Annotated in this window: 20 protein-coding genes; 7 read left to right on the top strand and 13 right to left on the bottom strand. The window is 57.4% G+C overall.

The window, feature by feature from the left end; genetic code table 11:
* Window positions 1-1,074, top strand: a complete 1,074-nt coding sequence (locus AC4FIA_RS06370) for a DUF1513 domain-containing protein (RefSeq protein ID WP_490365144.1) — start codon at window positions 1-3, stop codon at window positions 1,072-1,074.
* Between the two features lie 7 nt (window positions 1,075-1,081).
* On the opposite strand, the gene AC4FIA_RS06365 is transcribed toward AC4FIA_RS06370, so the two are convergent.
* The 6 genes from AC4FIA_RS06365 to AC4FIA_RS06340 form a co-directional block, all read right to left on the bottom strand.
* A complete protein-coding gene (locus tag AC4FIA_RS06365) occupies window positions 1,082-2,695 on the bottom strand; it encodes an FMN-binding glutamate synthase family protein (RefSeq protein WP_490365143.1) in 1,614 nt (537 codons plus the stop codon).
* Complete coding sequence (locus AC4FIA_RS06360) at window positions 2,695-3,495, bottom strand: beta-keto acid cleavage family enzyme (RefSeq protein WP_490365142.1); 801 nt, start codon at window positions 3,493-3,495, stop codon at window positions 2,695-2,697. Before AC4FIA_RS06360 ends, AC4FIA_RS06365 begins: the two co-directional genes overlap by 1 nt.
* The gene (locus tag AC4FIA_RS06355) at window positions 3,492-4,820 is read right to left on the bottom strand and encodes an aspartate aminotransferase family protein (protein WP_490365141.1); all 1,329 of its coding nucleotides are present in this window, start codon (window positions 4,818-4,820) and stop codon (window positions 3,492-3,494) included. The genes AC4FIA_RS06360 and AC4FIA_RS06355 overlap by 4 nt, the downstream gene beginning before the upstream one ends.
* A 2-nt stretch (window positions 4,821-4,822) precedes the next feature.
* A complete protein-coding gene (locus tag AC4FIA_RS06350) occupies window positions 4,823-5,248 on the bottom strand; it encodes a universal stress protein (RefSeq protein WP_490365140.1) in 426 nt (141 codons plus the stop codon).
* Window positions 5,249-5,262: 14 nt separating this feature from the next.
* Entirely contained in the window at window positions 5,263-7,899 is a 2,637-nt protein-coding gene (locus AC4FIA_RS06345; protein WP_490365139.1) for a TRAP transporter permease, read from the bottom strand.
* An 80-nt stretch (window positions 7,900-7,979) separates the two neighbouring features.
* Complete coding sequence (locus tag AC4FIA_RS06340) at window positions 7,980-8,942, bottom strand: TAXI family TRAP transporter solute-binding subunit (RefSeq protein ID WP_490365138.1); 963 nt, start codon at window positions 8,940-8,942, stop codon at window positions 7,980-7,982.
* Between the two features lie 141 nt (window positions 8,943-9,083).
* Here AC4FIA_RS06340 and AC4FIA_RS06335 point away from each other — a divergent pair, with 141 nt between their 5' ends.
* Entirely contained in the window at window positions 9,084-9,947 is an 864-nt protein-coding gene (locus tag AC4FIA_RS06335; RefSeq protein ID WP_490365137.1) for a MurR/RpiR family transcriptional regulator, read from the top strand.
* A 6-nt stretch (window positions 9,948-9,953) separates the two neighbouring features.
* Here the strand turns inward: AC4FIA_RS06335 and AC4FIA_RS06330 are convergent, their stop codons facing one another.
* Both AC4FIA_RS06330 and AC4FIA_RS06325 read right to left on the bottom strand, forming a co-directional pair.
* On the bottom strand, window positions 9,954-11,066 hold the full coding sequence (locus AC4FIA_RS06330) for a serine/threonine protein kinase (RefSeq protein WP_488047935.1): 1,113 nt from the start codon (window positions 11,064-11,066) through the stop codon (window positions 9,954-9,956).
* A 106-nt stretch (window positions 11,067-11,172) separates the two neighbouring features.
* A complete protein-coding gene (locus AC4FIA_RS06325) occupies window positions 11,173-12,372 on the bottom strand; it encodes an acyl-CoA dehydrogenase (protein ID WP_490365136.1) in 1,200 nt (399 codons plus the stop codon).
* Between the two features lie 99 nt (window positions 12,373-12,471).
* Here AC4FIA_RS06325 and AC4FIA_RS06320 point away from each other — a divergent pair, with 99 nt between their 5' ends.
* Window positions 12,472-13,383, top strand: a complete 912-nt coding sequence (locus tag AC4FIA_RS06320) for a LysR family transcriptional regulator (RefSeq protein ID WP_490365135.1) — start codon at window positions 12,472-12,474, stop codon at window positions 13,381-13,383.
* On the opposite strand, the gene AC4FIA_RS06315 is transcribed toward AC4FIA_RS06320, so the two are convergent.
* The 5 genes from AC4FIA_RS06315 to AC4FIA_RS06295 form a co-directional block, all read right to left on the bottom strand.
* Window positions 13,368-14,147, bottom strand: coding sequence for a citryl-CoA lyase (locus AC4FIA_RS06315; RefSeq protein WP_490365134.1), 780 nt, complete (start codon window positions 14,145-14,147; stop codon window positions 13,368-13,370). The two genes, AC4FIA_RS06320 and AC4FIA_RS06315, sit on opposite strands and share 16 nt — an antisense overlap.
* Window positions 14,144-15,370 (bottom strand): CaiB/BaiF CoA transferase family protein, encoded by a 1,227-nt coding sequence (locus tag AC4FIA_RS06310; RefSeq protein ID WP_490365133.1) that lies wholly within the window; start codon window positions 15,368-15,370, stop codon window positions 14,144-14,146. Before AC4FIA_RS06310 ends, AC4FIA_RS06315 begins: the two co-directional genes overlap by 4 nt.
* Entirely contained in the window at window positions 15,360-16,874 is a 1,515-nt protein-coding gene (locus AC4FIA_RS06305) for a tripartite tricarboxylate transporter permease (protein WP_490365132.1), read from the bottom strand. The genes AC4FIA_RS06310 and AC4FIA_RS06305 overlap by 11 nt, the downstream gene beginning before the upstream one ends.
* Window positions 16,875-16,877: 3 nt before the next feature.
* Window positions 16,878-17,372, bottom strand: coding sequence for a tripartite tricarboxylate transporter TctB family protein (locus AC4FIA_RS06300; RefSeq protein ID WP_490365131.1), 495 nt, complete (start codon window positions 17,370-17,372; stop codon window positions 16,878-16,880).
* An 88-nt stretch (window positions 17,373-17,460) separates the two neighbouring features.
* The gene (locus AC4FIA_RS06295) at window positions 17,461-18,444 is read right to left on the bottom strand and encodes a tripartite tricarboxylate transporter substrate binding protein (RefSeq protein ID WP_490365130.1); all 984 of its coding nucleotides are present in this window, start codon (window positions 18,442-18,444) and stop codon (window positions 17,461-17,463) included.
* Window positions 18,445-18,583: 139 nt separating this feature from the next.
* On the opposite strand from AC4FIA_RS06295, the gene AC4FIA_RS06290 reads away from it, so the two are divergent.
* The 4 genes from AC4FIA_RS06290 to AC4FIA_RS06275 all read left to right on the top strand — a co-directional run bounded on the left by AC4FIA_RS06290 (window position 18,584) and on the right by AC4FIA_RS06275 (window position 22,835).
* On the top strand, window positions 18,584-19,252 hold the full coding sequence (locus AC4FIA_RS06290) for a response regulator transcription factor (protein ID WP_490365129.1): 669 nt from the start codon (window positions 18,584-18,586) through the stop codon (window positions 19,250-19,252).
* Window positions 19,249-20,619, top strand: coding sequence for a sensor histidine kinase (locus tag AC4FIA_RS06285; protein ID WP_490365128.1), 1,371 nt, complete (start codon window positions 19,249-19,251; stop codon window positions 20,617-20,619). Before AC4FIA_RS06290 ends, AC4FIA_RS06285 begins: the two co-directional genes overlap by 4 nt.
* A complete protein-coding gene (locus AC4FIA_RS06280) occupies window positions 20,589-21,614 on the top strand; it encodes an ABC transporter substrate-binding protein (protein ID WP_490365127.1) in 1,026 nt (341 codons plus the stop codon). The genes AC4FIA_RS06285 and AC4FIA_RS06280 overlap by 31 nt, the downstream gene beginning before the upstream one ends.
* Window positions 21,615-21,737: 123 nt before the next feature.
* Window positions 21,738-22,835 carry an MHYT domain-containing protein gene (locus AC4FIA_RS06275; RefSeq protein ID WP_490365126.1) on the top strand — a complete coding sequence of 366 codons (1,098 nt, stop codon included), beginning with the start codon at window positions 21,738-21,740 and terminating at the stop codon, window positions 22,833-22,835.
* Window positions 22,836-22,929: the final 94 nt, after the last annotated feature.

The raw sequence follows: 22,929 nt of genomic DNA, 5'->3' as shown, positions 1-22,929 counted from the left end.
ATGACCACCAGACGCGGGTTCATTGCCTCACTATTGGCAGCCAGCGCCACGCCTACGATTGGTTGGGCCGACGTTGGCAACCCCAGCTACATCGCGGCGGCGCGAATTCCGGATGGGACGTTTGCGTTGTTCGGAATTGCCGGCGATGGCACCACAAGATTCCAAGTGCCTCTGCCTGCGCGCGGGCATGCCGGTGCAGGCCATCCCCATCGCGCCGAGGCCGTTGCCTTTGCCCGTCGTCCCGGGAGCTTTGCCTTGGTCATAGACTGCTTTACCGGACAGGTCCTGCACGAACTGACGCCACCAGAGGGGCGCCAGTTCAACGGACATGGCGTGTTTATCGACGACGGCGCCGTTTTGCTGACCAGCGAACAGGCCAGTTCCGACAGTCAGGGCATTATCGGTGTTTGGAATGTGGCCGCCGGTTACAAACGTATGCATGAAATGCCGACGTTCGGCATCGGACCGCACGACATGCATTTGATGCCGGATGGACAAACGTTGGTTATTGCCAATGGCGGGATCGCGACGGACCCATCGGACCGGACAAAACTGAACATTCCGACCATGCGACCGAACCTGACGTATCTGGCCTTGGACGGAAGCATCCGAGACCAACTTGAACTGGAACCGGACCTATCAAAAAACTCTATCCGCCACTTGGCCTTACGCGCAGACGGGCTGGTCGGTTTTGCGATGCAATGGCAGGGTGAAACGGGTATGGCGCTGCCCTTGTTGGGACTTCATCGCATGGGTGAGGCACCGGTTTTGGCATCGGCCCCGCTTGCCGATGAATTGGTCATGCAAGGCTACGCAGGCAGCGTTGCCTTTTCCGGAGCGAACCAATCCGAAATCGCGATCACCTCGCCCCGCGGCGGGCGCATCCATCGGTTCAACGACAAATGCGCGTTTCTGGGTGCGGTGTCACGTACCGATGTCTGCGGGTTGGCACCGATGGCAGGTGGCTTTCTGGCCAGCGACGGATTGGGAGGTTTGATCGCTGTCAGAGATGGCAAGCCCCACGCACTCGCCCGCGAAAACTGCGCATGGGACAACCATATTGTGACCTTATAGGCCCGGCTTAGATCCCGTCGTCAAAGGGCTGGAAGCTCGCCGAACTCGAGCGGCGCCAGCGCATCAGATAGCCCAAACGTTCGTCATCCTCGCGCAGCAGGAACCCTTCGGGCATGTAGGGATACACCTCATCCCCTGTTTGCATGTCGCGATGGGTCACCCGAACCAATAGGTGGCGCGGCAGGAATCCGCTGGGATGCGACAGCCCGGCCGAGCCTGTCATATCGCCAAGTGCTTTCAGCGTGTTGCGGTGGAAGTTGGCCACGCGCTGTGCCTTATCTGGAACAACCAACGCCTTTTGGCGGGTTTTATCCTGCGTGGCGACACCGGTCGGGCAATGGTTGGTGTGACAGGCCTGCGCTTGAATGCAGCCCACGGCAAACATAAATCCGCGCGCCGAGTTACACCAATCCGCGCCAAGCGCCAGCGTGCGGGCAATATCAAAGGCGTGGATAAGCTTGCCCGACGCCCCAATGCGGATCTGGTCACGCAAACCGACCCCGCGCAGGGTGTTGTGCACGAACGTCAGCCCTTCAACCAAGGGCATGCCCATGTGGTTTGCGAACTCAAGCGGCGCAGCGCCCGTCCCGCCTTCTTTGCCATCCACCACGATAAAATCCGGAGTAATCCCCGTTTCCAGCATGGCGCGCACGATACACATGAATTCACGTCGATGGCCGATGCACAGTTTAAACCCGATAGGTTTGCCGCCGGACAGGTAGCGTAGCTTGGCAATGAACTCCATCATCTCAAGCGGCGTATTGAAAGCCGAATGAGAGGCCGGCGACATACAATCCTTACCCATCGGAATGCCACGTGCCTCTGCAATTTCCGGCGTGATCTTGGCCGCAGGCAACATGCCACCCTGCCCCGGTTTCGCACCCTGGCTCAGCTTGATTTCGATCATCTTGACCTGATCAGACGCTGCGGTTTCCGCGAATGTCTTGGGATCGAAATTTCCGTTTTCGTCGCGGCATCCAAAGTATCCGGTCCCGACCTCGAAAATCAGATCGCCACCGCCTTCGCGGTGATAGCGACTGATGCCACCTTCACCGGTGTCATGGGCAAAGCCGCCGATCTTGGCGCCCTTATTCAACGCCGAAATGGCGTTTGCGGACAGTGAGCCAAAGCTCATGGCGGAAATGTTGTAAACCGAAGCATTGTAAGGCTTTTTACAATCCGGCCCGCCAATCAGAACGCGAAAATCGGTATCCTTGATTTTCTTCGGCTGGATGGAATGCGTCAGCCATTGATAGCCGCTTTCATAAACCTTCATCTTAGTGCCAAAGGGGCGTTTATCTTCAACATTCTTGGCCCGTTGATACACAATCGCCCGGGAGTCGCGCGAAAAAGGTACCTCTTCGTTATCCGCCTCAATCAGGTATTGGCGGATTTCTGGCCGGATCATTTCAAAGAAATACCGCACATGCCCAAGGATCGGATAATTTCGCAACACCGCGTGGCGGGTTTGGTAGATATCCCAAAGCCCTAACAGCATAACCGCACCGAAAACCAGCATCGGAAACAGCGGCCAGACGTCGGCAAAATATGCAAGCCACGACACAAAGAACCCAGCTGTCACCAACAGCAAGGGCCAATAGCGAAGCGCAGGAAAATTCATCAGGCCACCCTGTAATTTGCGTCATCTTCAGGCGACGACGTCAGATAATGTACCAATTCACGCACCCGTTCCGCATTGGACGCCGCGCAGGTCATATCCTTGTTTAAACGGTTGTTTTCAAAACCGATACGCATTTTAGCCCCCATACCATGGGCCGCCAGCAAGCAATCCGTTTCCCAGCGACCAAAGGCGCACACAGCCCAGTCGATTTCGGGCAATTCGCAGTTCATCATCGAAACGGGTGTCATCAAGTTATCCGGATGGGCCAATTGGCCGGTTGTATAGCGGCCAAGTACCAACAGACCTTTAAGATCAGCCTGTGGCACCACATCGTCGCGTACCAGACGGGCCAGATGCATGACGTCTTCGGTGTCGTAAAGAATATGCTGAACACCGATACCGGCTTCCACGCATTCGTGATAAAAGCGATGCATATCGGCGTCGGTCGCGTCCGCCATAATCTCGCGCAGCGCGATCGAGACCGCCTTGGGCTGCACATCTCTGACCAGCGCCATTTGCTCGGCAGTCGTATAGCGCCCCAGTGCCTCGGTCGTGATCTGCGTGTAAAAGCCCGGCAGGCTTTGCGCCATTTCGGCAATCAGTTCTTTGTATAGCCCAGCGTCAAGCACATGCTGCTGACCTTCGTCGCGCACGTGGGCATGCAAACCGTCAGCACCAGCCTGCGCACACTCCTGTGCCGTTTCTACAATCTGGGCAATTGTGACAGGCACAGCCGGATGGTCTTTCTTGGTCAGGCGCGCGCCGTTTGGCGCGACCATAATCCTTGGCAGCGGTGTCATGCAGCCAACGCCCCCGTGATCGCACTCGAAAGCTTGGTCACCACTTCGTCGATCTGCGCGTCTTCGATGATAAAGGGCGGTGCCAACAGAATATGGTCGCCGTTAACACCGTCAATCGTGCCCCCCATCGGGTAACAAATCAGACCAGCCTCAAAGGCATTCGCCTTGATCTTGGCATGTAGCTTTCGTGCAGGATCAAAAGGTTTCTTGGTTTCCCGATCCTCTACCAATTCGACCCCGCGGAACAGGCCGCGACCACGGATGTCACCCACGTGCGGGTGCTGGCCGAATTCAGCGCGCAATGCTGCGTCCAGCTTGTCACCTTGTTCGCGCACACGCGACAGAAGGTTGTTGCCTTCGATTTCATCCAGAACCGCGTTGGCCGCTGCTGCCGCCATGGCGTGCCCCATATATGTGTGTCCGTGCTGGAAGAAGCCTGAGCCAGATGCCACCGCATCATAGATTTTGCCTTGAACCAGAAGCGCCCCGATCGGCTGATACCCAGCGCCTAGCCCTTTTGCGATGGTGATCATGTCAGGCGCAACGCCGTCTTCCAGACAGGCAAACAAATGCCCTGTCCGGCCCATACCGCACATAACCTCATCCAAGATCAGCAAGATGCCGTACTGATCACAGATTTCACGAATTCGCTTCAGGTAGCCTGCAACAGCAGGAACAGCACCCGCCGTCGCGCCGACAACAGGTTCGGCCACAAAGGCCATGACGCTTTCCGGCCCGAGACGCAGAATTTCCGCCTCGAGTTCGTTTGCAGAACGCAGACCGTAGTCTTCAAGGCTCTCCCCATCACGACGCTCGCGGTATTCATAGCATGGCGAAATATGCGAGGTCTCAACCAACAACGGAGCAAACTGCGCGCGCCGCCATTCGTTGCCACCTGCCGCCAAAGCACCCAGAGTATTGCCGTGATAGCTCTGACGCCGCGCAATCACGCGGTGGCGTTCCGGCTGACCAATTTCCATGAAGTACTGACGCGCCAGTTTCAGCGCCGCTTCAACCGCCTCTGAGCCACCAGACACCAGATACACACGATCAATGCCCTCAGGTGCCGCCGTAACCAGACGATTCGCCAGCTTCTCGGCCGCATCCGAGGTAAAGAACCCCGTGTGCGCAAAGGCCAATTGATCAAGCTGATCATGCAAGGCCGCGCGCACATGCGCGTTCGAATGGCCAAGGCACGACACAGCCGCGCCTCCTGATCCATCGAAATAGCGTTTTCCTGATGAATCAATCAGATAACAGCCGTCGCCCGCAACGGCTGTTGGCAGCTGTCCCTTCGTGGAACGGCCGAAGATATGGTTGGGCATTGTCAGCTCCTGACGACATATACCGATTGGTTGGCATGTCGGACCACCCGAGCGGCGTTCGGCCCCAACAGGTAATCAGACAATTCTGGACGGTGGGCCCCCATGACGATCAAATCCACATTCAGCTCGTCCGCTGCGCGTAGGATTTCGTCATAGATGGTGCCGTGCAAAACATGCGGTTTTACAGTGACCCCATCGGGCACGTGTTCCTTCACCCAGACAGACAGCTGTTTACCGAACTCTGCCAGATGTTCTTTTTCATACTGGGCCGGAAAAAAACCCGATACCTGCGCCATACCAAAGCTGGGCGCGACGGCAACGACGTGCAGGACGCCCCCGTCACCCAACAGCGGCAGTGCCTCTTTCAGGGATTTCTGTTCGGCCTTCGGGTGGTTGATATCAACGGGAAGCAGGATGGTCTTCGACATGTCTCAATTCTCCCTTAAAAGGCCGGCTTGGTCTGACGACGGCGCTGCATCACGATGACCAGCCCCAGCAGAAGCAGTGCGGGTAACCAGAAAATCTGTTTGGGCATACGGTCTGCCGGATGCAGTAAGCTAGCGACCTGAACGCGGTCTTCTCCGTAGAAATCAAAGCCCTGAAGCTTGGTTTGATACGGCGTGTCGAATCTGGGTTCATCCATGAACATCTGATCGCCTTCCGGCATCAAGAGTAGACCGGCGGCAGCGGCGCGTCCCGTCACCGGATCTTCAGCGGTGACCGTATGCACGATGGTCAAGGATGTCGGCTCACCCTCGATGAAATCCGGGCCTTCCACCACGAACCGCACGTTGTCGCCTACGGCAGCATTGTCGAACGCCTCAGCCAATTGGGTTGGAGGAATTTCCTCGAACCGTGGCTGAACGCGGTCCAACCAGAAGCCCGGAACGAACAATGTGAAAGCCACCAGCAGCAGTGCCGCGCTTTCCCAGTATTTGGAACGCGCAAGGAAATAGCCCTGTGTCGCCGCCGCGAACAGCAGCATCGCGATGGTGGCCACAATGAACACAAGGATCGCCTGAAGGATACCTGCGGTGGTTCCCAAATCGACGCCGTACAGGATCAGTGTCGGGTTGTAGATGAACAGGAACGGCAGCGCCACGGTCCGCATCGAGTAGAAGAACGCGGTGAAACCTGTCTTGATTGGATCACCGCCGGACACAGCCGCAGCCGCAAAGCTGGCCAGCCCCACAGGCGGTGTCACGTCCGCCATGATCCCGAAGTAGAACACAAATAGATGCGCTGCAATCAGTGGAACAATCAGCCCCTCTTGCGCGCCCAAGGCCACAACCACGGGTGCCATCAAGGTTGACACAACAATGTAGTTCGCCGTTGTCGGCAGCCCCATACCAAGGATCAACGAGAAGACGCCAACCAACAGCAGCATCAGCATCAGATGACCGCCGGACAGGATTTCCACCAGACCAGCCAGTTCGGTGCCGATCGGCGTTTTGGTCACTGTCGCTACGATGATACCGGCTGCGGCAGTCGCCACACCGATCCCGATCATGTTTCGCGCACCGGCGATCAGGCCCTCGATCAGATCATTGATACCGGCCTTAAGTGCCTCACCTGCATCTTCGCCACGGAAGAGTGCCTTCAACGGGCGCTGGGTCAAGATGATGAACAGCATGATCGCCACAGCGTAGAACGCGGACTTACCCGGCGACTGCATCTCGATCATCAGGAACCAGACAAGAACCAGAATGGGCAGGATGTAATGCAGACCCGTCGGGAACACCTGCGCAACGGTCGGCAGTTTAAAGTTCGGATCGTTCGGATCATCCAGTGTCAGGTCTGGGCGACGCGCTGCTGTGCGCACCATTGCGACGTAAGCCACCAAAATGGCGATCATGATGATCGGGCCAGACACTGCGGGCGCCATCGCACGCAGGCCGTTCACACCGTAGACCAACGCCGTGAAGCCAACCGCGGCCACAACGAAGCCCACGAAAATCTTCAGGAACATCTTGCCGAGGTTTGCAGCCTCACCCAATGCGGGCATGTCCCGTTTCAGCGCCTCTAGGTGCACGATGTAGACCAGCGCAATGTAGGAAATGACCGCAGGAATGAAGGCGTGTTTGATAACCTCGACGTAGGAAATGCCGACGAATTCAATCATCAGGAAGGCAGCCGCGCCCATAACCGGCGGCATGATCTGACCGTTGACCGAGGACGCAACCTCAACCGCGCCAGATTTCTCAGCGGAGAAACCAACGCGCTTCATCAGCGGGATCGTGAACGTACCTGTCGTCACAACGTTGGCGATGGACGAGCCGGAAATCAGACCGGTCATCGCAGAACCGACAACAGCCGCCTTCGCTGGACCACCGCGCAGCGCGCCCAGACCGGCAAAAGCGATCTGGATAAAGTAGTTGCCCGCGCCGGCCTTATCCAACAGCGCACCGAACAGAACGAATAAGAACACAAAAGCCGTCGAAACGCCCAGTGGGATGCCGAAGACACCCGTCGTATCCAACCACTGCGCATTGACGATCGCTTTGAACGACAGACCAGAGTGTTCGATAATGTCTGGGATCAGCCAGCCGGTGCCCATATAGGCATAGGCCAGAAAGATCGACCCGACGACTGTCAAAGCCGGACCAAGCGCGCGGCGCGATGCTTCTAGCAACAAAACAATGCCAATGCTGCCGATAACGATCTGCGGTGTTGTGGGCAGACCGGAACGGGCCGTTTCCGCCAGTTCGCGTGAGAATAAAAAGACGTAAAACGCACATCCCGAACCGACAATGGCCAACGCCCAATCAAGCAACGGAATGCGATTACGCGGAGATGACTTCAGGGCCGGATAGGCCAGAAACGCCAGTAGAATGGCAAATCCAAGGTGCACAGGGCGCGTCTGGGACGAGTTCAGAACAGGAACCCAAGCACCGAACCAAAGCTGCGGCTGAGCGATCCAAAGTTGAAACAAGGACCAGCACAAAGCGACACCTGCAAGAAACAGCGCCACCGTCCGGTTTGTCGGCGCACGACCGCCGGTATCTGTGCTGCTGACCAGATCCTGAAGGTCTTCGTCTGAATACCCTTGGGCCTGATCGGCCTTTGAAACATCACTCATTCTGGAAATCCCCCGTTTGCGGCCCTAACGCCATGGACCGCCCCATCGGGACGGTCCGTTTTTATCACAGGAACAAAACCTTATTCGATCAGACCTGCTTCACGGTAGAACTTCTCGGCACCCGGATGCAGGGGCGCGGACAGACCGTCGTTTGCCATTTGCTTGGGATCGAGGTTGGCGAATGCAGGGTGCAGACCACGGAAGGCGTCAATGTCTGTGAAGACGGACTTAACAAGGTTGTAGACCACGTCCTCGGGGACATCAGCGGATGTCACCAGAGTCGCGCCCACACCGAACGTATTGGTGTCCGTGTCGTTGCCACGGTACATGCCGCCGGGGATCGTCGCTGTGCGGTAGAACGGGTTGTCTGCAACCAGCTGGTCAACCGCCGCGCCGGTCACGTTGACCAGAACCGCGTCACAGGCTGTTGTTGCTTCCTGAATTGAGCCCGACGGGTGACCAACGGTGTAGACCATCGCGTCGATGTTGTTGTCGCACAGCGCCTGCGACTGTTCAGCCGCCTGCAGTTCGGATGCGACAGCAAAATCGTCCATCGTCCAGCCCGATGCTTCCATCAGAACTTCCATTGTGCCGCGCTGACCGGAACCGGGGTTGCCGACGTTAACGCGCTTGCCCTTCAGGTCTTCAAAGTTCGAAATGCCCGCGTCTGCGCGTGCCACAACAGTGAAGGGTTCAGGGTGGATCGAAAAGACAGCACGCAGACCTTCGAATTTGCCCTGCTCTTCGAATTTCGAGGAACCGTTAAACGCGTGGAACTGCCAGTCGGACTGCGCCACACCGAATTCCAGCTCGCCCGAGCGGATCGCGTTGATGTTGTAGACGGAACCGCCCGTGGACTCGACGGCACAACGGATGCCGGTTTCCTTGCGGGTTTTTGCCATCATCCGGCAGATCGCGCCGCCCGTCGGATAGTAAACGCCCGTCACACCGCCAGTGCCGATGGAAATGAACGTATCTGCCGCCATAGCCGGAGCTGCAACCGCCGTCATACCAGCCGCTGCGATGATTTTTGCGAATTTCACTTTCTTTCTCCCTAGGTAAAGCGGGGTTAGGCCCCCAATAATGCAAATGCTTTATCGATAAGAAACGAAGATGCAATTGTTTTATTTCTTTTTAAGCGCATATCTTTTATCCACATGGGAAAACACTGCGGATTCAAAGCTATGACATCAAACGAGGAAAGCGTTCGGAATAATCTTGCCGAACTTGGCCGCAGTGGTCCGCGGAAACTTGCTGCTTTTTCTCTGTGGATTCTGGACCATCTCGACGAAGTGGCCTTCTTGTCGATTCGAGGTTTGGCGGAAGCCGCAGGTGTCGATGCCAACCTTGCTCCGCGGCTGGCGCAAACCCTTGGGTATGAGGGATTCAACGATTTTCGCGCCGATATACGCAACATCGTCCAGAACCGTGGCAAGAGTTATGGCAAACGCGCCCGGGCCCTACGGTCGCGTCAAAGCTCTGGCATCTATGGCGAAGTCATCGAAGCCAATCAGCGCAACTTTGACAACATCACAGCACCGCTCAATATCGCCGACATCGACGACTGTGTTGAACTGCTGCTGGGTGCCGACAAGATCTACTCGATCGGCGTCAGAAGCTGTTTTTCCGTCGCGCATTATTTTTCCTATGTGGGCTCTATGGCGTTCGACAGTTTTGTCGACGTGCCGTCAATGCCGGGTGCCATTCTTGATCAGGTGTCCCGCGCGGGCCCCGACGATGTGGTGATTGCGATCACCTATGAACACTACTCCGCCGAAGTCGTGCGCGCCTGCCAGATTGCCCGCGAAAAGGACGCGCAGATCATCGCTCTGACGGATTCGAACGAAGCGCCGATCACCAAAGACGCCGTGAAAACCATCGTTATGCCGATGGCTGGTCCGCAATTGATGCCCTCGCTGGTCAGCGCGTTCCTAACGGTCGAGATGATCCTGGCCGCCATGGCCGCCCGCAGCGAACCCGCTGCCGAACGCATCGAGGCCTTCGAACAGCGGATCGCGGGGTTTGGCGGCTATATGCGCTACGACTAAGCGCGTTCAGGACAAGTTCGGGAAGTAATCTTCGCAGGTGCCTTCGCGATAGACATCGGCCGTACAGCAATGCAGGCCGCCACCGAACGCATACGCATCGCGCAATTCGACCTCGACCACTTCCATGCCCAGCTTGTCCATCTGTTCGGCCTGATAAACCTCGGACTTTTCGACGCAGACAGTTTTCGGATCCAGCACCAGCACGTTCATCGACAACCAGACAGAAGAATAGCACAGCGGCGGCGGCGCGTTGTGCGCAGGCTGGGCCGCATCCACGATTTCCCAACCGTTGTTTTCGAACATCTCACGCTGATCATCGGGCAGACGCCGGCGCGGGTTGTTCAGGATCAGGCCGGGGCGCAGCGGCGTAAAGGTCGCGTCGATGTGGATCGGATACGGATCACCGGGGAAATTGACAGCATGCACGCGGTGATCTCGGTAATGACGCCGCAGCCATTCGATGCCTTTCAGGTTTGTCGTGAAGCCGTGCTGAACGACCAAGTCCTTGCCAAAACGCAGAACGTCGGCTGCATCGAACAAAGGCTCTTCTTCGGTCGTGACAAAGAACTTGTCCGCCGTCCATTCCAGACGCTTTTCGATACCAATCTTTTCCGACAGGTAATCCGCGCGATAGTCCGCATCGGTCAGACGCGGTTTGGGTGCGCTGGCGTGGCGGAAATTCGGGTCCTCGTTGAAATACTGCTGCATCAGCGGGCGATAATTCAGATACTCGAACCAACGACACCGGTAAGACATCGTTGCCTCAAGCATTTCACTGCCCACAGTGAGCAGTACATCCCGCGGCGGCATACATCCGAACTGGCTGTCGGTGTGGAAATCCGGCGTTGTCACCGGCTGGGAATGATCGATGGGCGTTGGACGATCCACACGAATGCCCCGCGCCTGTAGCTGGGCCGCAAAGTTATCCAACAGCTCATTCGCGCGGTCGATGGTTTCCTGCGGGCGACGCCCCCACTGCCCGCGCATATCGCTGTCTTCCGGAACCTTCGCATCCAGCGCCGGCTCTTCGGGCGGGATGTGGCAATCATCGGCGCGACCGACAATCACGTGCTTTAGCGGGTCCCATTCGTTCCAGCTGTTAACGACTGTCTTTTCCATACCATTCCCTGTCCGTTTATTCTTCGCTTCGGAATATGTAACGGCAACGGGACAAAGCAAATGTCCCGTTTGCGACAGTTTTCTGTTCAGGGGTCCCTATTTCCGATCAGGCAAAGGCCTGAATGCCGGTGATCGCCCGCCCAAGTATCAACGCGTGTACGTCATGCGTGCCTTCATAGGTGTTCACGGTTTCAAGGTTCTGGGCATGGCGCATCACGTGGTAGCCCACCTGAATACCATTGCCGCCGTGCATATCCCGCGCCTGACGCGCGATATCCAACGCCTTGCCACAGTTATTGCGCTTTGCGATCGAGATCATCTCGGGCGCAAAGCGGCCCTCATCAAACAAACGCCCCAACCGCAGGCTGACCTGAAGGCCAAGCGCGATTTCGGTCTGCATATCAGCCAGTTTCTTTTGATAAAGCTGCGTGGCTGCCAATGGACGTTTGAATTGGTGACGGTCCAGACCATACTGACGCGCGCGGAAAAAACAGTCTTCCGCAGCCCCCATCACACCCCAAGAAATGCCGTAGCGCGCACGGTTCAAGCAGCCGAACGGACCAGAGATGCCTTCGACGTTTGGCAACAGCGCATCTTCGCCCACCTCAACGTTCTCCATCACAATTTCGCCCGTGATCGATGCTCGCAGCGACAGCTTTCCACCGATTTTCGGCGCAGACAGGCCTTTCATGCCCTTTTCAAGGACAAAGCCCCGCACCTTGCCGCCATGCGCTTCGGACTTGGCCCAGACGACAAAGACATCCGCAATCGGGCTGTTCGAAATCCACATCTTGGACCCGTTCAGAACATAGCCACCTTCGGTTTTCACCGCGCGGGTTTTCATGCCAGCAGGGTCTGAACCGGCGTCAGGCTCGGTCAGGCCAAAACAGCCGATCCACTCACCCGATCCAAGTTTCGGCAGATACTTCTCCCGCTGCTCCTCGGACCCGTAGGCATAGATCGGGTACATCACAAGCGAGCTTTGCACTGACATCATCGACCGGTAGCCGCTATCGATCCGCTCAACTTCGCGCGCGACAAGGCCGTAGGACACATAGTTGGCCCCCGCGCAGCCGTATTTCTCGGGTACTGTTACGCCCAACAGGCCATTCGCCCCCATCTCGCGGAAAATCTCGGGGTCGGTTTCTTCGTTCAGATAGGCGTTCTCGACCCGTGGCAGCAGCTTATCCGTGGCAAAGGCCTGCGCAGCGTCACGGATCATGCGTTCGTCTTCTGTCAATTGGTCATCCAACAGAAACGGATCATCCCAGTTGAACGATTGACCTTTGTGCGACGCATCTGACATCGGAATCCCCTAGCTTTCATGACTTTCGTGCAAGTTATGTGTTGTTCACGGTAGATAACAGCAGTATTTCCGAATGAACCCATTCCAAAACGGAATGAAATGAGACAGCGACGCTTTATACCCTCGACCCGCCTGATGCTGGCCTTTGACGCAGTGATGCGGCAGGGATCGGTGACGGCTGCAGCCGAGGAACTGAACCTGACACAAAGCGCGGTCAGCCGGTTGATCCTGTCTCTGGAAGAGCAGTTGGGAAAAGAGCTGTTCACCCGTATCAAGCGCCGGTTGGTTCCAAATGACACCGCGCACACCTACCACCAAGAGGTATCGCGCGCGCTTGATCTGGTGGAACGGGCCAGCATGCGCGTCGTGGCAAACCCACAGGGCGGCACACTGTCCTTAGCGGTTCTACCCACCTTTGCAACACGTTGGCTGGGCCCGCGTTTGGGCGACTTCATGGGCAATCATCCGGGCGTTGCGATCAACATGTCCACACGGATCGGTTGGTTTGACTTTTCCACGCAACCGTTTGATGCAGCTATCTATTTCGGGAACGGGAATTGGGTCGGCGGGCAGCAGATCAAGTTATTTGACGAACGCCTGACTGCCTGCGCTTCGCCGGATTTCGCAGCGCAGAATGCGTTGGAGAAACCCGAAGATCTCGCCAACCTCCCGCTTCTGCATCTTGAGGCACGTCCAACTGCATGGGACGATTGGTTTGCCGCCCAAGGCGCGGACAGTGTCAGCGCACGCACCGGTATGTTGGTGGATCAGTTTTCCATGATGATCCAAGCTGCAATCTCGGGCTTGGGCGTCGCGATCCTGCCGGACTATCTGGCGCAGATTGAGATTGAGGCCGGTCGTTTGGTGCCGGTCCTGAAACAGGCCGTCCCGATGCAAGGCGCTTACTGGCTGGTCTGGCCGGAAGGGCGCGACATCAGCGCGCCCCTTGCGTCATTCAAGGACTGGCTCGCAACGCAAAGCGCGCGGTTAGAAGATCACTCGCCCTCATAAGTCCAACGATAAGACGGCGGTGTCGGGCCCTTATTGCGTCCGCCTTGCTGCATCTGCTCCCACGAATGGGCCAGAATGCCGACAGAACGGGACAAGCCGAAAAACCCCCGCGCCAAGGGCGGCGGACACCCGAGTTCCGCATAGACCACCGCCGTGGCCCCATCGATGTTCATCGGAACAGGCTTGCCACGTTCTGCGGCCAGATGCGCCTCGATCCCGCGCCCGATATCAGCGAATTTGCCATCGACGACGCCCTCTTTCGCAGCCTCATCAATCAGGCCCAGCAGACGCGGCGCACGAGGGTCCACGGGTTTGTGAAAACGGTGACCGAAACCGGGAATGAACTTGCCATGTTCCGTGCGCCAGGCATCCAGAACCTGAGGCAAGGCACCCTGCCCTGAATCAGCAATTCTGGCATAAAGTTCAACGGCTTGCTCACCCGCGCCACCGTGTACATTGCCCAACATGTTCAGGCCGGTAGCCATTGCGCTTTGCAGACCGATGCCACAGGTCGCCGCCATACGGGCCGCCGCGATCGACGGCGCTTGCGGACCATGATCAACGGCGGCGACCAAGGCGGCCTCGAACAGCGCTGCGCGCGGGCCTTCAATGTCTTCGCCGATGACCAGAAGCCAGATCATCTGCGCAAAGCTACGGTTGCCGATCAGGTCCTGAATAGGATGCCCGCGCATCGCAATACGGCCCGGCTCCATGTCGATGATACTGGTGCGCCACCAGTCCGAGACATCATTCCTGTCGGTCATATTACGCCCTCTGCTTTGAATTCCGCGATCTCGTCATTTGAATAACCCAGATCCGTCAGGATCGTATTGTTGTCCTGCCCCAAAACAGGCGGCGGCGTTGCGACCGACGGGCGTTTGCCATCCACCATCGCACCGACCTTTACGATATCCACGTCACGCCCCAAACCGGGCACATCTTTGAAATGCGCGAAGAAATCGCGATCCGCGACTTGCGGATGCGCCAGAATATCCGGCACCGACATGACCGCACCGGCGGGAACCCCGATTGAGGAGAAATCATCGGCCCACTTTTGCGCCGGTGCGGTGGTCAATACTGTTTCAAGCTCGGCCTTCAGACGCAGGCGATTGGCCTTGCGATCCTCGCGTGTTGCGTATTCGGGGCGATCCAACAGGTCGTCACGCCCAAGGTGCCGCGCCAGCGCGACCCATTGTTCATCCTTATTGGCGGCGATGTTCACCAGACCATCGGCACATTGGAACGCGCCTGACGGGGCCGAGGTCGGATTTTCATTGCCATTCGCCTGCGGAACAACGCCACCGATCATGTAGTTCGACACGACCCAACCCATCGTTGCCAGAACAGAGTCCAACATCGACACGTCGATAAAGCAGCCACGATCCTTCGCATTCAAAGCGCCGCAAATCATCATCGCGGCTGTCAGCCCGCCGATGGTGTCGCCTATCGGATAACCCACGCGCGTCGGCGCGCTTGTGGCATCACCTGTCACTGACATAACGCCAGATACGCCCTGAATAATCTGGTCATATGCGGGGTGCTTCGACCACGGGCCGTCCTGACCAAATCCAGAAATCGCGCAGTAAATCAGCGTGGGATTGGCCTGTTTCAGAACCTCGTAATCCAATCCAAGACGCGCCATCACGCCGGGACGAAAGTTTTCAACCAAGACATCTGCTTTGGCGACCAGACGCTTTAACGCCTCTTTGCCGCGCGGGTCTTTCAGGTTCAGCGTGATCGACCGCTTACCCGGATTTTGCGCCAGAAAGCTGATGCCCATACCAGCGGCGCTTAACTCCGGATCGGCACCCAGATTGCGGGCCAGATCGCCACTGCCGACGGCCTCGACCTTGATGACATCTGCACCCATATGCGCCAACTGGTGGCAGGCAAAGGGCCCCGCTAGCACGTTGGTCAGATCAAGCACCACCACATCGGACAACGGGCCGCCAACTGGCGACCCGTTTTTGTTTTCATCAATCCCCATCTGCAACACCTTCGGCACGGCGACGGGCGCGTCTTGCACGGTAACTGGGCAACAACACCAGAACCGCCGCCAGCACCAGCAGACCCATGGTCATCGGACGTTCAAGGATGAAGTCCAGACCACGGTAAAGCTGCATCGAGCGGGCAAAGTTGTCTTCCAACATTGTGCCAAGAATGAACCCGATCAGCAGCGGTGCCAGCGGGTAATCCGCAAACCGCAGGATCGTTGCGACAACACCCAGACCGACAAGGATCAGCAGTTCTGTCGCATTGTTCTGGCCGATGTAGGCCCCCATCAGGGTAAAGAACAGAATGAACGGGATCAGGAAGGTACGCGGAACAGCAAGGATTTTCGCGATGTACGGGATCAGCGGCAGGTTCAGGATCAGCAGAACTAGGTTACCGATGAACATCGAGATAATGACAGCCCAGAAAATCTCGGGCGTGTCTGTCATCAAACGCGGACCCGGTGTGACGTTCAGGGCAATCAGTGCACCCAGCAGGATTGCAGTTGTCCCCGAGCCCGGAATGCCCAACGTCAGCAGCGGAACAAACGAACCTGTGCACGCAGCGTTGTTGGCGGTTTCCGGCGCGGCCAAACCACGGACAGATCCTTTGCCGAACTCGGCCTGTGCTTCGCCTTTGGCGATGTTGCGTTCAACCGCATAGCCAAGGAACGACGCGATGGTTGCACCCGCACCGGGAAGGACACCGATGAAGAAGCCCTGAACCGACTGGCGGCCAATGACGGGTGCCATAATCTTGGCCTCTTCTTTGGTGAAGCGCAGGTTCGAAATCTCACCGCTTTTGCCGGTGGCCCCGCGTGCAGGGTTCAGCACAAGGAACATCGCTTCGGGCAAGGCAAACATCGCCATCGCCAGAGTGATGAACGAGATGCCGGACTGCAGATCCATCAGGCCCAACGTGAAACGAGGCATGTTGAACAATGCGCCTTCGCCAACGGTGGCAAGGATCAGACCGAGGATCGTCATCATCAACGCCTTGGCCACCTGCCCCGTGCCAGCGAATGCCGCAATGGCAGACAGGCCCACGACCATCAGCGCAAAGTATTCGGCCGAATGGAACAACAAGGCGACGCTGGACAGCATGGGTGCAAAGATCATCAACAGGATCGCACCGATCGTGCCGCCTGCGAAGCTTGCCACAGCGGCGATGGTCAGCGCTTTGCCGGCCTCGCCTTTCAGCGCCATTGGATAACCATCGAAACTGGTAGCAACCGTTCCGGCAACCCCCGGTGCGTTCAACAGGATCGACGATGTCGAGCCGCCAAAGATCGCACCATAGTAAACGCCAGCCAGCAGGATCAGCGCCGCAGTCGGATCACCCAATGTGATAGCAACGGGGATCATGATCGCGATGATGGACATCGGGCCAAGACCCGGCAGCATCCCGATGAACGTACCGATCAAACAGCCCGCAATCACCATCAAAAGGTTCTGGAGAGAGAATGCGGCCGACAGGCCAATCATAATGCCTTCAAGCATGGCTCAGACCCCCATGAAGTACGGAAAGGGACGCAGGAAGATGCCCAGCACCTCTTGCACCAGATACCAGATCGAACCGGCTGCGATCAGCGCGACGGGGATCATCACATGCCACTTGCGTTCGCCCAGAACCAAGCTGCCTGCGACAAGGAACACGGACGTCGAGATCAGGAACCCTGCAGGACGCAGCGCCAACGCGTAGGCAACCATAAGCGCGATCAAAGCAAGCGCCTGACCCAGCTTGTATTCGTGCAAACGGCGGTAGTTGATATCGCTCGCCGAGGGTTCGTCCGCATTGTCAGACTTTTCCAAACCCAACAGCACAACCAGACCAACGACGCAGCCGCCAATTGCCAGAAGTTTTGGAAACGTGGATGGCCAAACCGGATTGCGCTGCATGAAAGGCGGCAAAAGGTGGTCCATAGTGAAGAAAGCTAGATATCCGTAGATGCAACAGAACACGACGAATACCAGCGCGATCCAACGATCAAGCGCCATGACGATCCCTCCCCAGGAATGTCGAAAGGTGTCTAGGTATTTTGGGGCAGCCTTTGCCGCCCCAAAACAGGTGTGAAACGATCAGGGCTTAGAGGAAGCCCAGAGTTTTCATCAGGTCGCCGATTTCTTTTTCCTGCTGTTCAAGGAACGTGCGGAAATCGCTACCGGGGTTGTAGATGTTGACCCAGCCGTTACGCGAACGAACTGCTTCCCATGCTTCTGTGTCGTACATCGCTTCCAGAGCCGAGATGTATTCACCCACTTTTTCGTCCGAAGTGCCGGGTGCCGCAAAGAAACCGCGCCAGTTCACAAACGATGTGTCGATGCCCTGCTCTTTGAAGGTTGCAGCGCTGTCATAGGCCGGAACGCGTTCGTCTGCTGTCACGCCAACGATGCGAACTTCGCCCTGCTCTGCCAGTGCAATCGCTTCCGAGAAGCCGGTGGACAGTGCGTCGATTTCGCCGGACAGAAGACCAGCCATCGCTTCACCACCAGCGTCGTAGGGGATGTAGTTGACAGCTGTCGGATCTTCGCCTGCTGCCTGCATCACCATTGCTGCAACAAGGTGGTCCATACCACCGGGAACAGAACCGCCGCCAACGGCAAAGTCAGGACCCTGCTCTTTGTATGCTGCCAGAAGCTGCTCCATGTTTTCGATCGGGCTGTCTGCCGGAACGACCAGAGCGGCGTAGTCACCGATGGTGCCTGCAACCAGTGTCAGGTCGCGGAACGACTGCGGGAACACGCCTGTCAGCGAACGGATCACGATCGGGGTCGAGTTGACCATCAGCGTGTTGTCCAGGCTTTCGGCGTTTTCGATCATGTAGGCAATCGCCACACCACCGCCGCCACCGGACATGTTTTCATAGCTGGCCGAGCCAACCAGACCGGAGTTTGTCAGCGCTTCGCCAGTGCCGCGCGCTGTGCCATCCCAGCCGCCGCCAGCGCCGCCCGGAATTACGAAGTGAAGCTGATCAAGGACCTTGTGTCCTTCGGCCTGCGCCATGCCACCAAATGCTACAGATGCTACCGCAGCCGCCATCGCGACCCGGCGGGTCATGGAAAATGTCATATTGGTTCCTCCCATTTGACAAGACGGTCCAGTGCCGCCCATGTTCCCCGTCTAGAAATGGAAGCTGACAAGAGCCTGACACGGGTTCGAAAAAGTTTTCACTGACGGCAAACCACGCCGTCACGAGGGAGAATTCGACGTGCGTTACCTTTTGGTTGAGGACAACCTTGAGCTGGCAGAAGCCGTGGTAAACCGGCTGGTTCTGGATGGTCACGCCGTGGACCATGCCGACTGTCTGGCAAGTGCCGAAGATTGCCTAGCAACTGCGCGTTACGATTTGATTTTGTTGGATGTTATGCTGCCTGACGGCGATGGCCGCGAATTCCTTGAACGCAGCCGCGCGCACCTTGAAACCCCTGTCATAGTGCTGACCGCGCGGGCGCAGGTCTCGGACCGTGTCGGCGCTTTGGATCAGGGGGCTGACGACTATATCACCAAGCCCTTCGATTTTTCCGAACTCGAGGCCAGATGCCGTGCCGTTTTGCGCCGTCGGGGTGGATCGGCAAAGAATCAGATCACTCTGGGCGATGCGATTTTCGATCCGTTGGCAGGCACAATCAGCCACAACGGGAACACCGTCGATCTGCGCAACCGCGAGATTCGACTGCTTGAGGTTTTTGCCAGAAACCCCGGACATATCCTGTCCAAAACCCAGTTGATGGACCGGCTTTTTTCCTATGACGCCGAAGTCACCGAGAACGCGATCGAGGTTTATGTAGGTCGCCTGCGCCGCCGCATCGAGGGCATGGGACTGCGTATCGAAACGGTGCGTGGCCTGGGCTATCGCATGGAAACGGGGCAATCGTGACGGGCACAGGCTCTATCGGGCGCAAACTGACGCTGCTTCTGGCGGGCGTGGCGGCGCTTTTGTCGTTGCTAAGTTGGGCTATGGTGAACGGGTTGGCCAAACAGGCCGCGGAACGGACGCAGGACAACGTGCTTGCCGCATCAGCCACGACGATTGCGGAAACGCTGCGCTCGGAACAGGGCGAAGTGCGGCTGGAACTGCCCTACTCGGCGTTTTCGATGCTGGGTGCGATTGGCGAGGATCGCGTGTTCTATCGCGTGACGGCAGGCGACCAGATGTTGACAGGCTATGAGGATTTGCCCCTACCCAGCGACCCGCCATCCCAAGGCCAAGTCGTCTTTGACACCGCACAGTTCAGCGGCGAAGCCATTCGCATGGCTTCTGTGTCGCGAGTGATTTTTGCAGGCGTTCAAGCCGTGCCTGTAACCGTCACCATGGCCCAAACCCGCAACGGCGTCAGCGCGATTACATCTGACCTGTCGCAACTCGCTGCGTTCCTGTCAGTGATGTTCTTCCTCGTTGCTGTGGCGATGTCAGCCTTTGCAGCCCAGACATCCCTAAAGCCCCTGAATGAAATTGCAGCCGCAGTGGCGCGGCGCGGCCCGTCTGATTTGCGCCCGCTGCGCCGCGAGGCTCCAACGGAACTTGCGCCGTTGATGACATCGCTTAACCGGTTGATGGACCGTCTGGGGCAATCGATCCGCCGCTCCGAGGATTTCATTGCAGAAGCCGCGCACCGTGTCCGCACACCATTGGCCACAGTCCGCGCGCAGGCTGAGGTCGCTTTGCGAACCACAGATGACGACGCTGAAAAACAGCGCCTGCGCCGGATCATTCGGGCGGTCGACGAAAGTTCGCGCTCTGCGGGGCAATTGCTGGACCACGCCACGGTCGCCTACCGCGCCGAGGATCTGTCACGCCATCCCACCGATCTGGCCGACATCGCGCGCAAAACCGTTGACGGGCTAGAGCCGACAGCCGCCATGAAAGACATCTACATCAAGCTCGACACCGCGCCCGCGACTGTGTCGGGCGACGCAGTGCTGCTGGAGAATGCATTCCGAAACGTTTTGGACAACGCCATTAAATATTCGCCCGAAGACACGACTGTGACTGTGCGTGTTTTCGTTGAAAACGGCTATGCCCGCGCGGCGGTTGCGGATGAAGGCCCGGGTTTGGGCGACGGCCCGGCCGAAAACCTGACCGAACGGTTCCGTCGTGGCCGCAATACCGAAGGCATCGTTGGTTCGGGCTTAGGGCTTACGATTGCGTCGGACGTGTTGCGCGCCCATGGCGGGCATTTGGACTTGGGACAACCCACGAAAGGAAAAGGCGCATGCGTTACGCTTGTCTTGCCCTCATCCTGACATTTCTGGCCGGTGTTGGCAGCGCGCTCGAGGTCGAAGATCATCGTCGGTATCCCGGCACAGGTAACGAAGAGTTACACGTCATATCGACCGCCGATCTGGAAGTTTTTGAGCCTTACCTTTTGGCGTTTCAGGCCGCACGACCGGATTTGACGATCGATTACACCGTGGCCTCATCGGCCGAATTGCACAGGGCCATCCGGAACGGTGCCGTATTTGATCTGGCGCTGTCGTCCGCGATGGACCTTCAGTTTCAACTGGCCAATGACGGCTATGCACAGCGCCACCAATCCGACCGAACGCTAGCCCTGCCCAACTGGGCCAAATGGCGGGATCTGATATTTGCTTTTACGGCTGAACCTGCGGTCATGGTTCTGTCCACCGAAAGATTCGCCGGTCTACCTGTGCCAACCACCCGTCAGGAACTGGTCGGCGTCTTGCGCCAACACCCAGACGTCTTCGCGGGCGCAATTGGCACCTATGACGTCCGCGAAAGCGGCTTGGGTTATCTCTTTGCCACGCAAGAGGCGCGATCCACAGATGCCTACTGGCGACTTTCCGAGGTCATGGGAAGGCTGGAGCCCCAACTTTATTGCTGTTCTGGCCAGATGATCGACGACGTCACCGAAGGTAAGCTTGCCTTGGCCTACAACGTACTGGGCAGTTATGCCGCTGACCGTCTTGCACGGGCGTCCGGCGGAAAGGTTCAGGTTCTGAGCATGCAGGATTTCGGCAATGTCATGCTGCGCACGGCTTTGATCCCGTCCAATGCGACAAACCCAGATGCCGCAGGCTTTATGATCGACATGCTGATCGACCTGGGCCTGCGCAGCACGCCAGAAAACTGGCCTTTGCCACCCCTGAACCAGGTGGGCATCGACCATGCGGCAGGCTTCAGCCAGATCAGGCTTGGCCCTGCCTTGATGGTCTATCTTGATCCGCTCAACCGACGGGCATTTCTCAGTGAATGGGAAAATGCGATGGTCCAGAAATAACTTTCATTTGAATAGGACCAATGCTCTGCTATCAAAAATAGCGTTGGCATTTGGGAGGATGTCAGGCTGTTAGACTACTCACACAATTTGTTCCTGGTTGGCGCTTCGCTGGCCATTGCGTTGATGGCCGCGTTCAGCGGGCTGACGTTGACGCGTGGCGCATCCAACCTTGCTGTCCGCGAACGCAAGATGATCGTCGTGATATCCGCGATTGTTTTGGGCGGCGGCATTTGGTCGATGCATTTCGTGGCCATGCTTGGCCTGCAGTTGCCCATTTTGTTCTTCTACGACGGTCTTTACACGCTGATTTCAGCCCTTTTTGCGATCCTGATGGTGGGGGCTGCGCTTTTGGTTCTGCACTTTCGGCAACGGACGCGCCCTACCCTGATCGCAGCTGGAATTCTTGTCGGCATCGGAATCGCGGGGATGCATTATATCGGCATGTTAGGGATGGAGCTCTGCCGTCCTATATTCGGTGTTCTGGGTGTTGCGATTTCTTTCGTGGCAGCAATCGTTCTATCCGTCATGGCGATCTGGCTAGCCTATGGTGCGCGCGCCAATAGCAACATTTTGTTGGGCACAGTGTTCTTTGGCTTGTCAGTCTTTGCCGTCCACTTCATCGCTATGTGGGGCACGGGGTTTGTGGCCCTCGAAAGCTCGCAGGCTGTGGGGCCTGCGCTGTCTAACGAAATTCTGGCGATGGGCGTGACCATCGCAGCCTTTGTCATTAGTGGATCATTTCTATTGGCGGGGGTTTCCTTTGTCGCCCCGAACGCAGATGCGCAGCATACGCCAGCCCCTGCTGTTGCCCCCATCCCAAGCCCGCAACCTCTGGTCAAGCAACCTGATCCCGTTGAACCAACGCCTTCCGATGCGGCGGCCCAACCATCGGCTACGCTGCCATACGAAAAAGAAGGGCGCACGTGGTTCATTGATCTTAGCAAGGTGGCTGCCGTCCGGGCCGAAGGCCACTACACGATCATCTACAGCGGTCAGGAAAAACTCTTTTGCCCGTGGTCCATTTCCGAGGTGGAAAACCGCTTTGGCGCGGCCGGTCTTTTACGGACGCACAGAAGCTATTTAATCAATCCGACCTTTGTGTCCGAATTCCAGCGCACCAAGGACACGGGTGCATGTTTTTTCGCGACAGTTGAGTCTCTGACCAAGGTTCCGGTCAGCCGGTCGCGCCTTTCAGAAGTGAAACTCGCGCTGGGTGTGTAATTCGCATCTCGTGCAACTCGTGCAGATAATTCGCATTTCGTGCACAGCCCCCTGCGTTTCATGGCTATATCGTTGGTGAACACCATCGCATACA

It is taken from the genome of Thalassococcus sp. (assembly GCF_982780845.1).
This window is presented reverse-complemented; position numbering and strand designations above follow the sequence as displayed.

Excerpts from the sequence above, each read along its gene's own strand:
- AC4FIA_RS06345 (WP_490365139.1), bottom strand. The coding sequence starts at position 7,899 with ATGAGTGATGTTTCAAAGGCCGATCAGGCCCAAGGGTATTCAGACGAA.
- AC4FIA_RS06295 (WP_490365130.1), bottom strand. The coding sequence starts at position 18,444 with ATGACATTTTCCATGACCCGCCGGGTCGCGATGGCGGCTGCGGTAGCA.
- AC4FIA_RS06365 (WP_490365143.1), bottom strand. The coding sequence starts at position 2,695 with ATGAATTTTCCTGCGCTTCGCTATTGGCCCTTGCTGTTGGTGACAGCT.
- AC4FIA_RS06325 (WP_490365136.1), bottom strand. The coding sequence starts at position 12,372 with ATGTCAGATGCGTCGCACAAAGGTCAATCGTTCAACTGGGATGATCCG.
- AC4FIA_RS06275 (WP_490365126.1), top strand. The coding sequence starts at position 21,738 with ATGGCCGCGTTCAGCGGGCTGACGTTGACGCGTGGCGCATCCAACCTT.
- AC4FIA_RS06310 (WP_490365133.1), bottom strand. The coding sequence starts at position 15,370 with ATGGGGATTGATGAAAACAAAAACGGGTCGCCAGTTGGCGGCCCGTTG.
- AC4FIA_RS06350 (WP_490365140.1), bottom strand. The coding sequence starts at position 5,248 with ATGTCGAAGACCATCCTGCTTCCCGTTGATATCAACCACCCGAAGGCC.
- AC4FIA_RS06280 (WP_490365127.1), top strand. The coding sequence starts at position 20,589 with ATGCGTTACGCTTGTCTTGCCCTCATCCTGACATTTCTGGCCGGTGTT.
- AC4FIA_RS06355 (WP_490365141.1), bottom strand. The coding sequence starts at position 4,820 with ATGCCCAACCATATCTTCGGCCGTTCCACGAAGGGACAGCTGCCAACA.
- AC4FIA_RS06305 (WP_490365132.1), bottom strand. The coding sequence starts at position 16,874 with ATGCTTGAAGGCATTATGATTGGCCTGTCGGCCGCATTCTCTCTCCAG.
- AC4FIA_RS06360 (WP_490365142.1), bottom strand. The coding sequence starts at position 3,495 with ATGACACCGCTGCCAAGGATTATGGTCGCGCCAAACGGCGCGCGCCTG.
- AC4FIA_RS06335 (WP_490365137.1), top strand. The coding sequence starts at position 9,084 with ATGACATCAAACGAGGAAAGCGTTCGGAATAATCTTGCCGAACTTGGC.
- AC4FIA_RS06330 (WP_488047935.1), bottom strand. The coding sequence starts at position 11,066 with ATGGAAAAGACAGTCGTTAACAGCTGGAACGAATGGGACCCGCTAAAG.
- AC4FIA_RS06315 (WP_490365134.1), bottom strand. The coding sequence starts at position 14,147 with ATGACCGACAGGAATGATGTCTCGGACTGGTGGCGCACCAGTATCATC.
- AC4FIA_RS06300 (WP_490365131.1), bottom strand. The coding sequence starts at position 17,372 with ATGGCGCTTGATCGTTGGATCGCGCTGGTATTCGTCGTGTTCTGTTGC.
- AC4FIA_RS06320 (WP_490365135.1), top strand. The coding sequence starts at position 12,472 with ATGAGACAGCGACGCTTTATACCCTCGACCCGCCTGATGCTGGCCTTT.
- AC4FIA_RS06370 (WP_490365144.1), top strand. The coding sequence starts at position 1 with ATGACCACCAGACGCGGGTTCATTGCCTCACTATTGGCAGCCAGCGCC.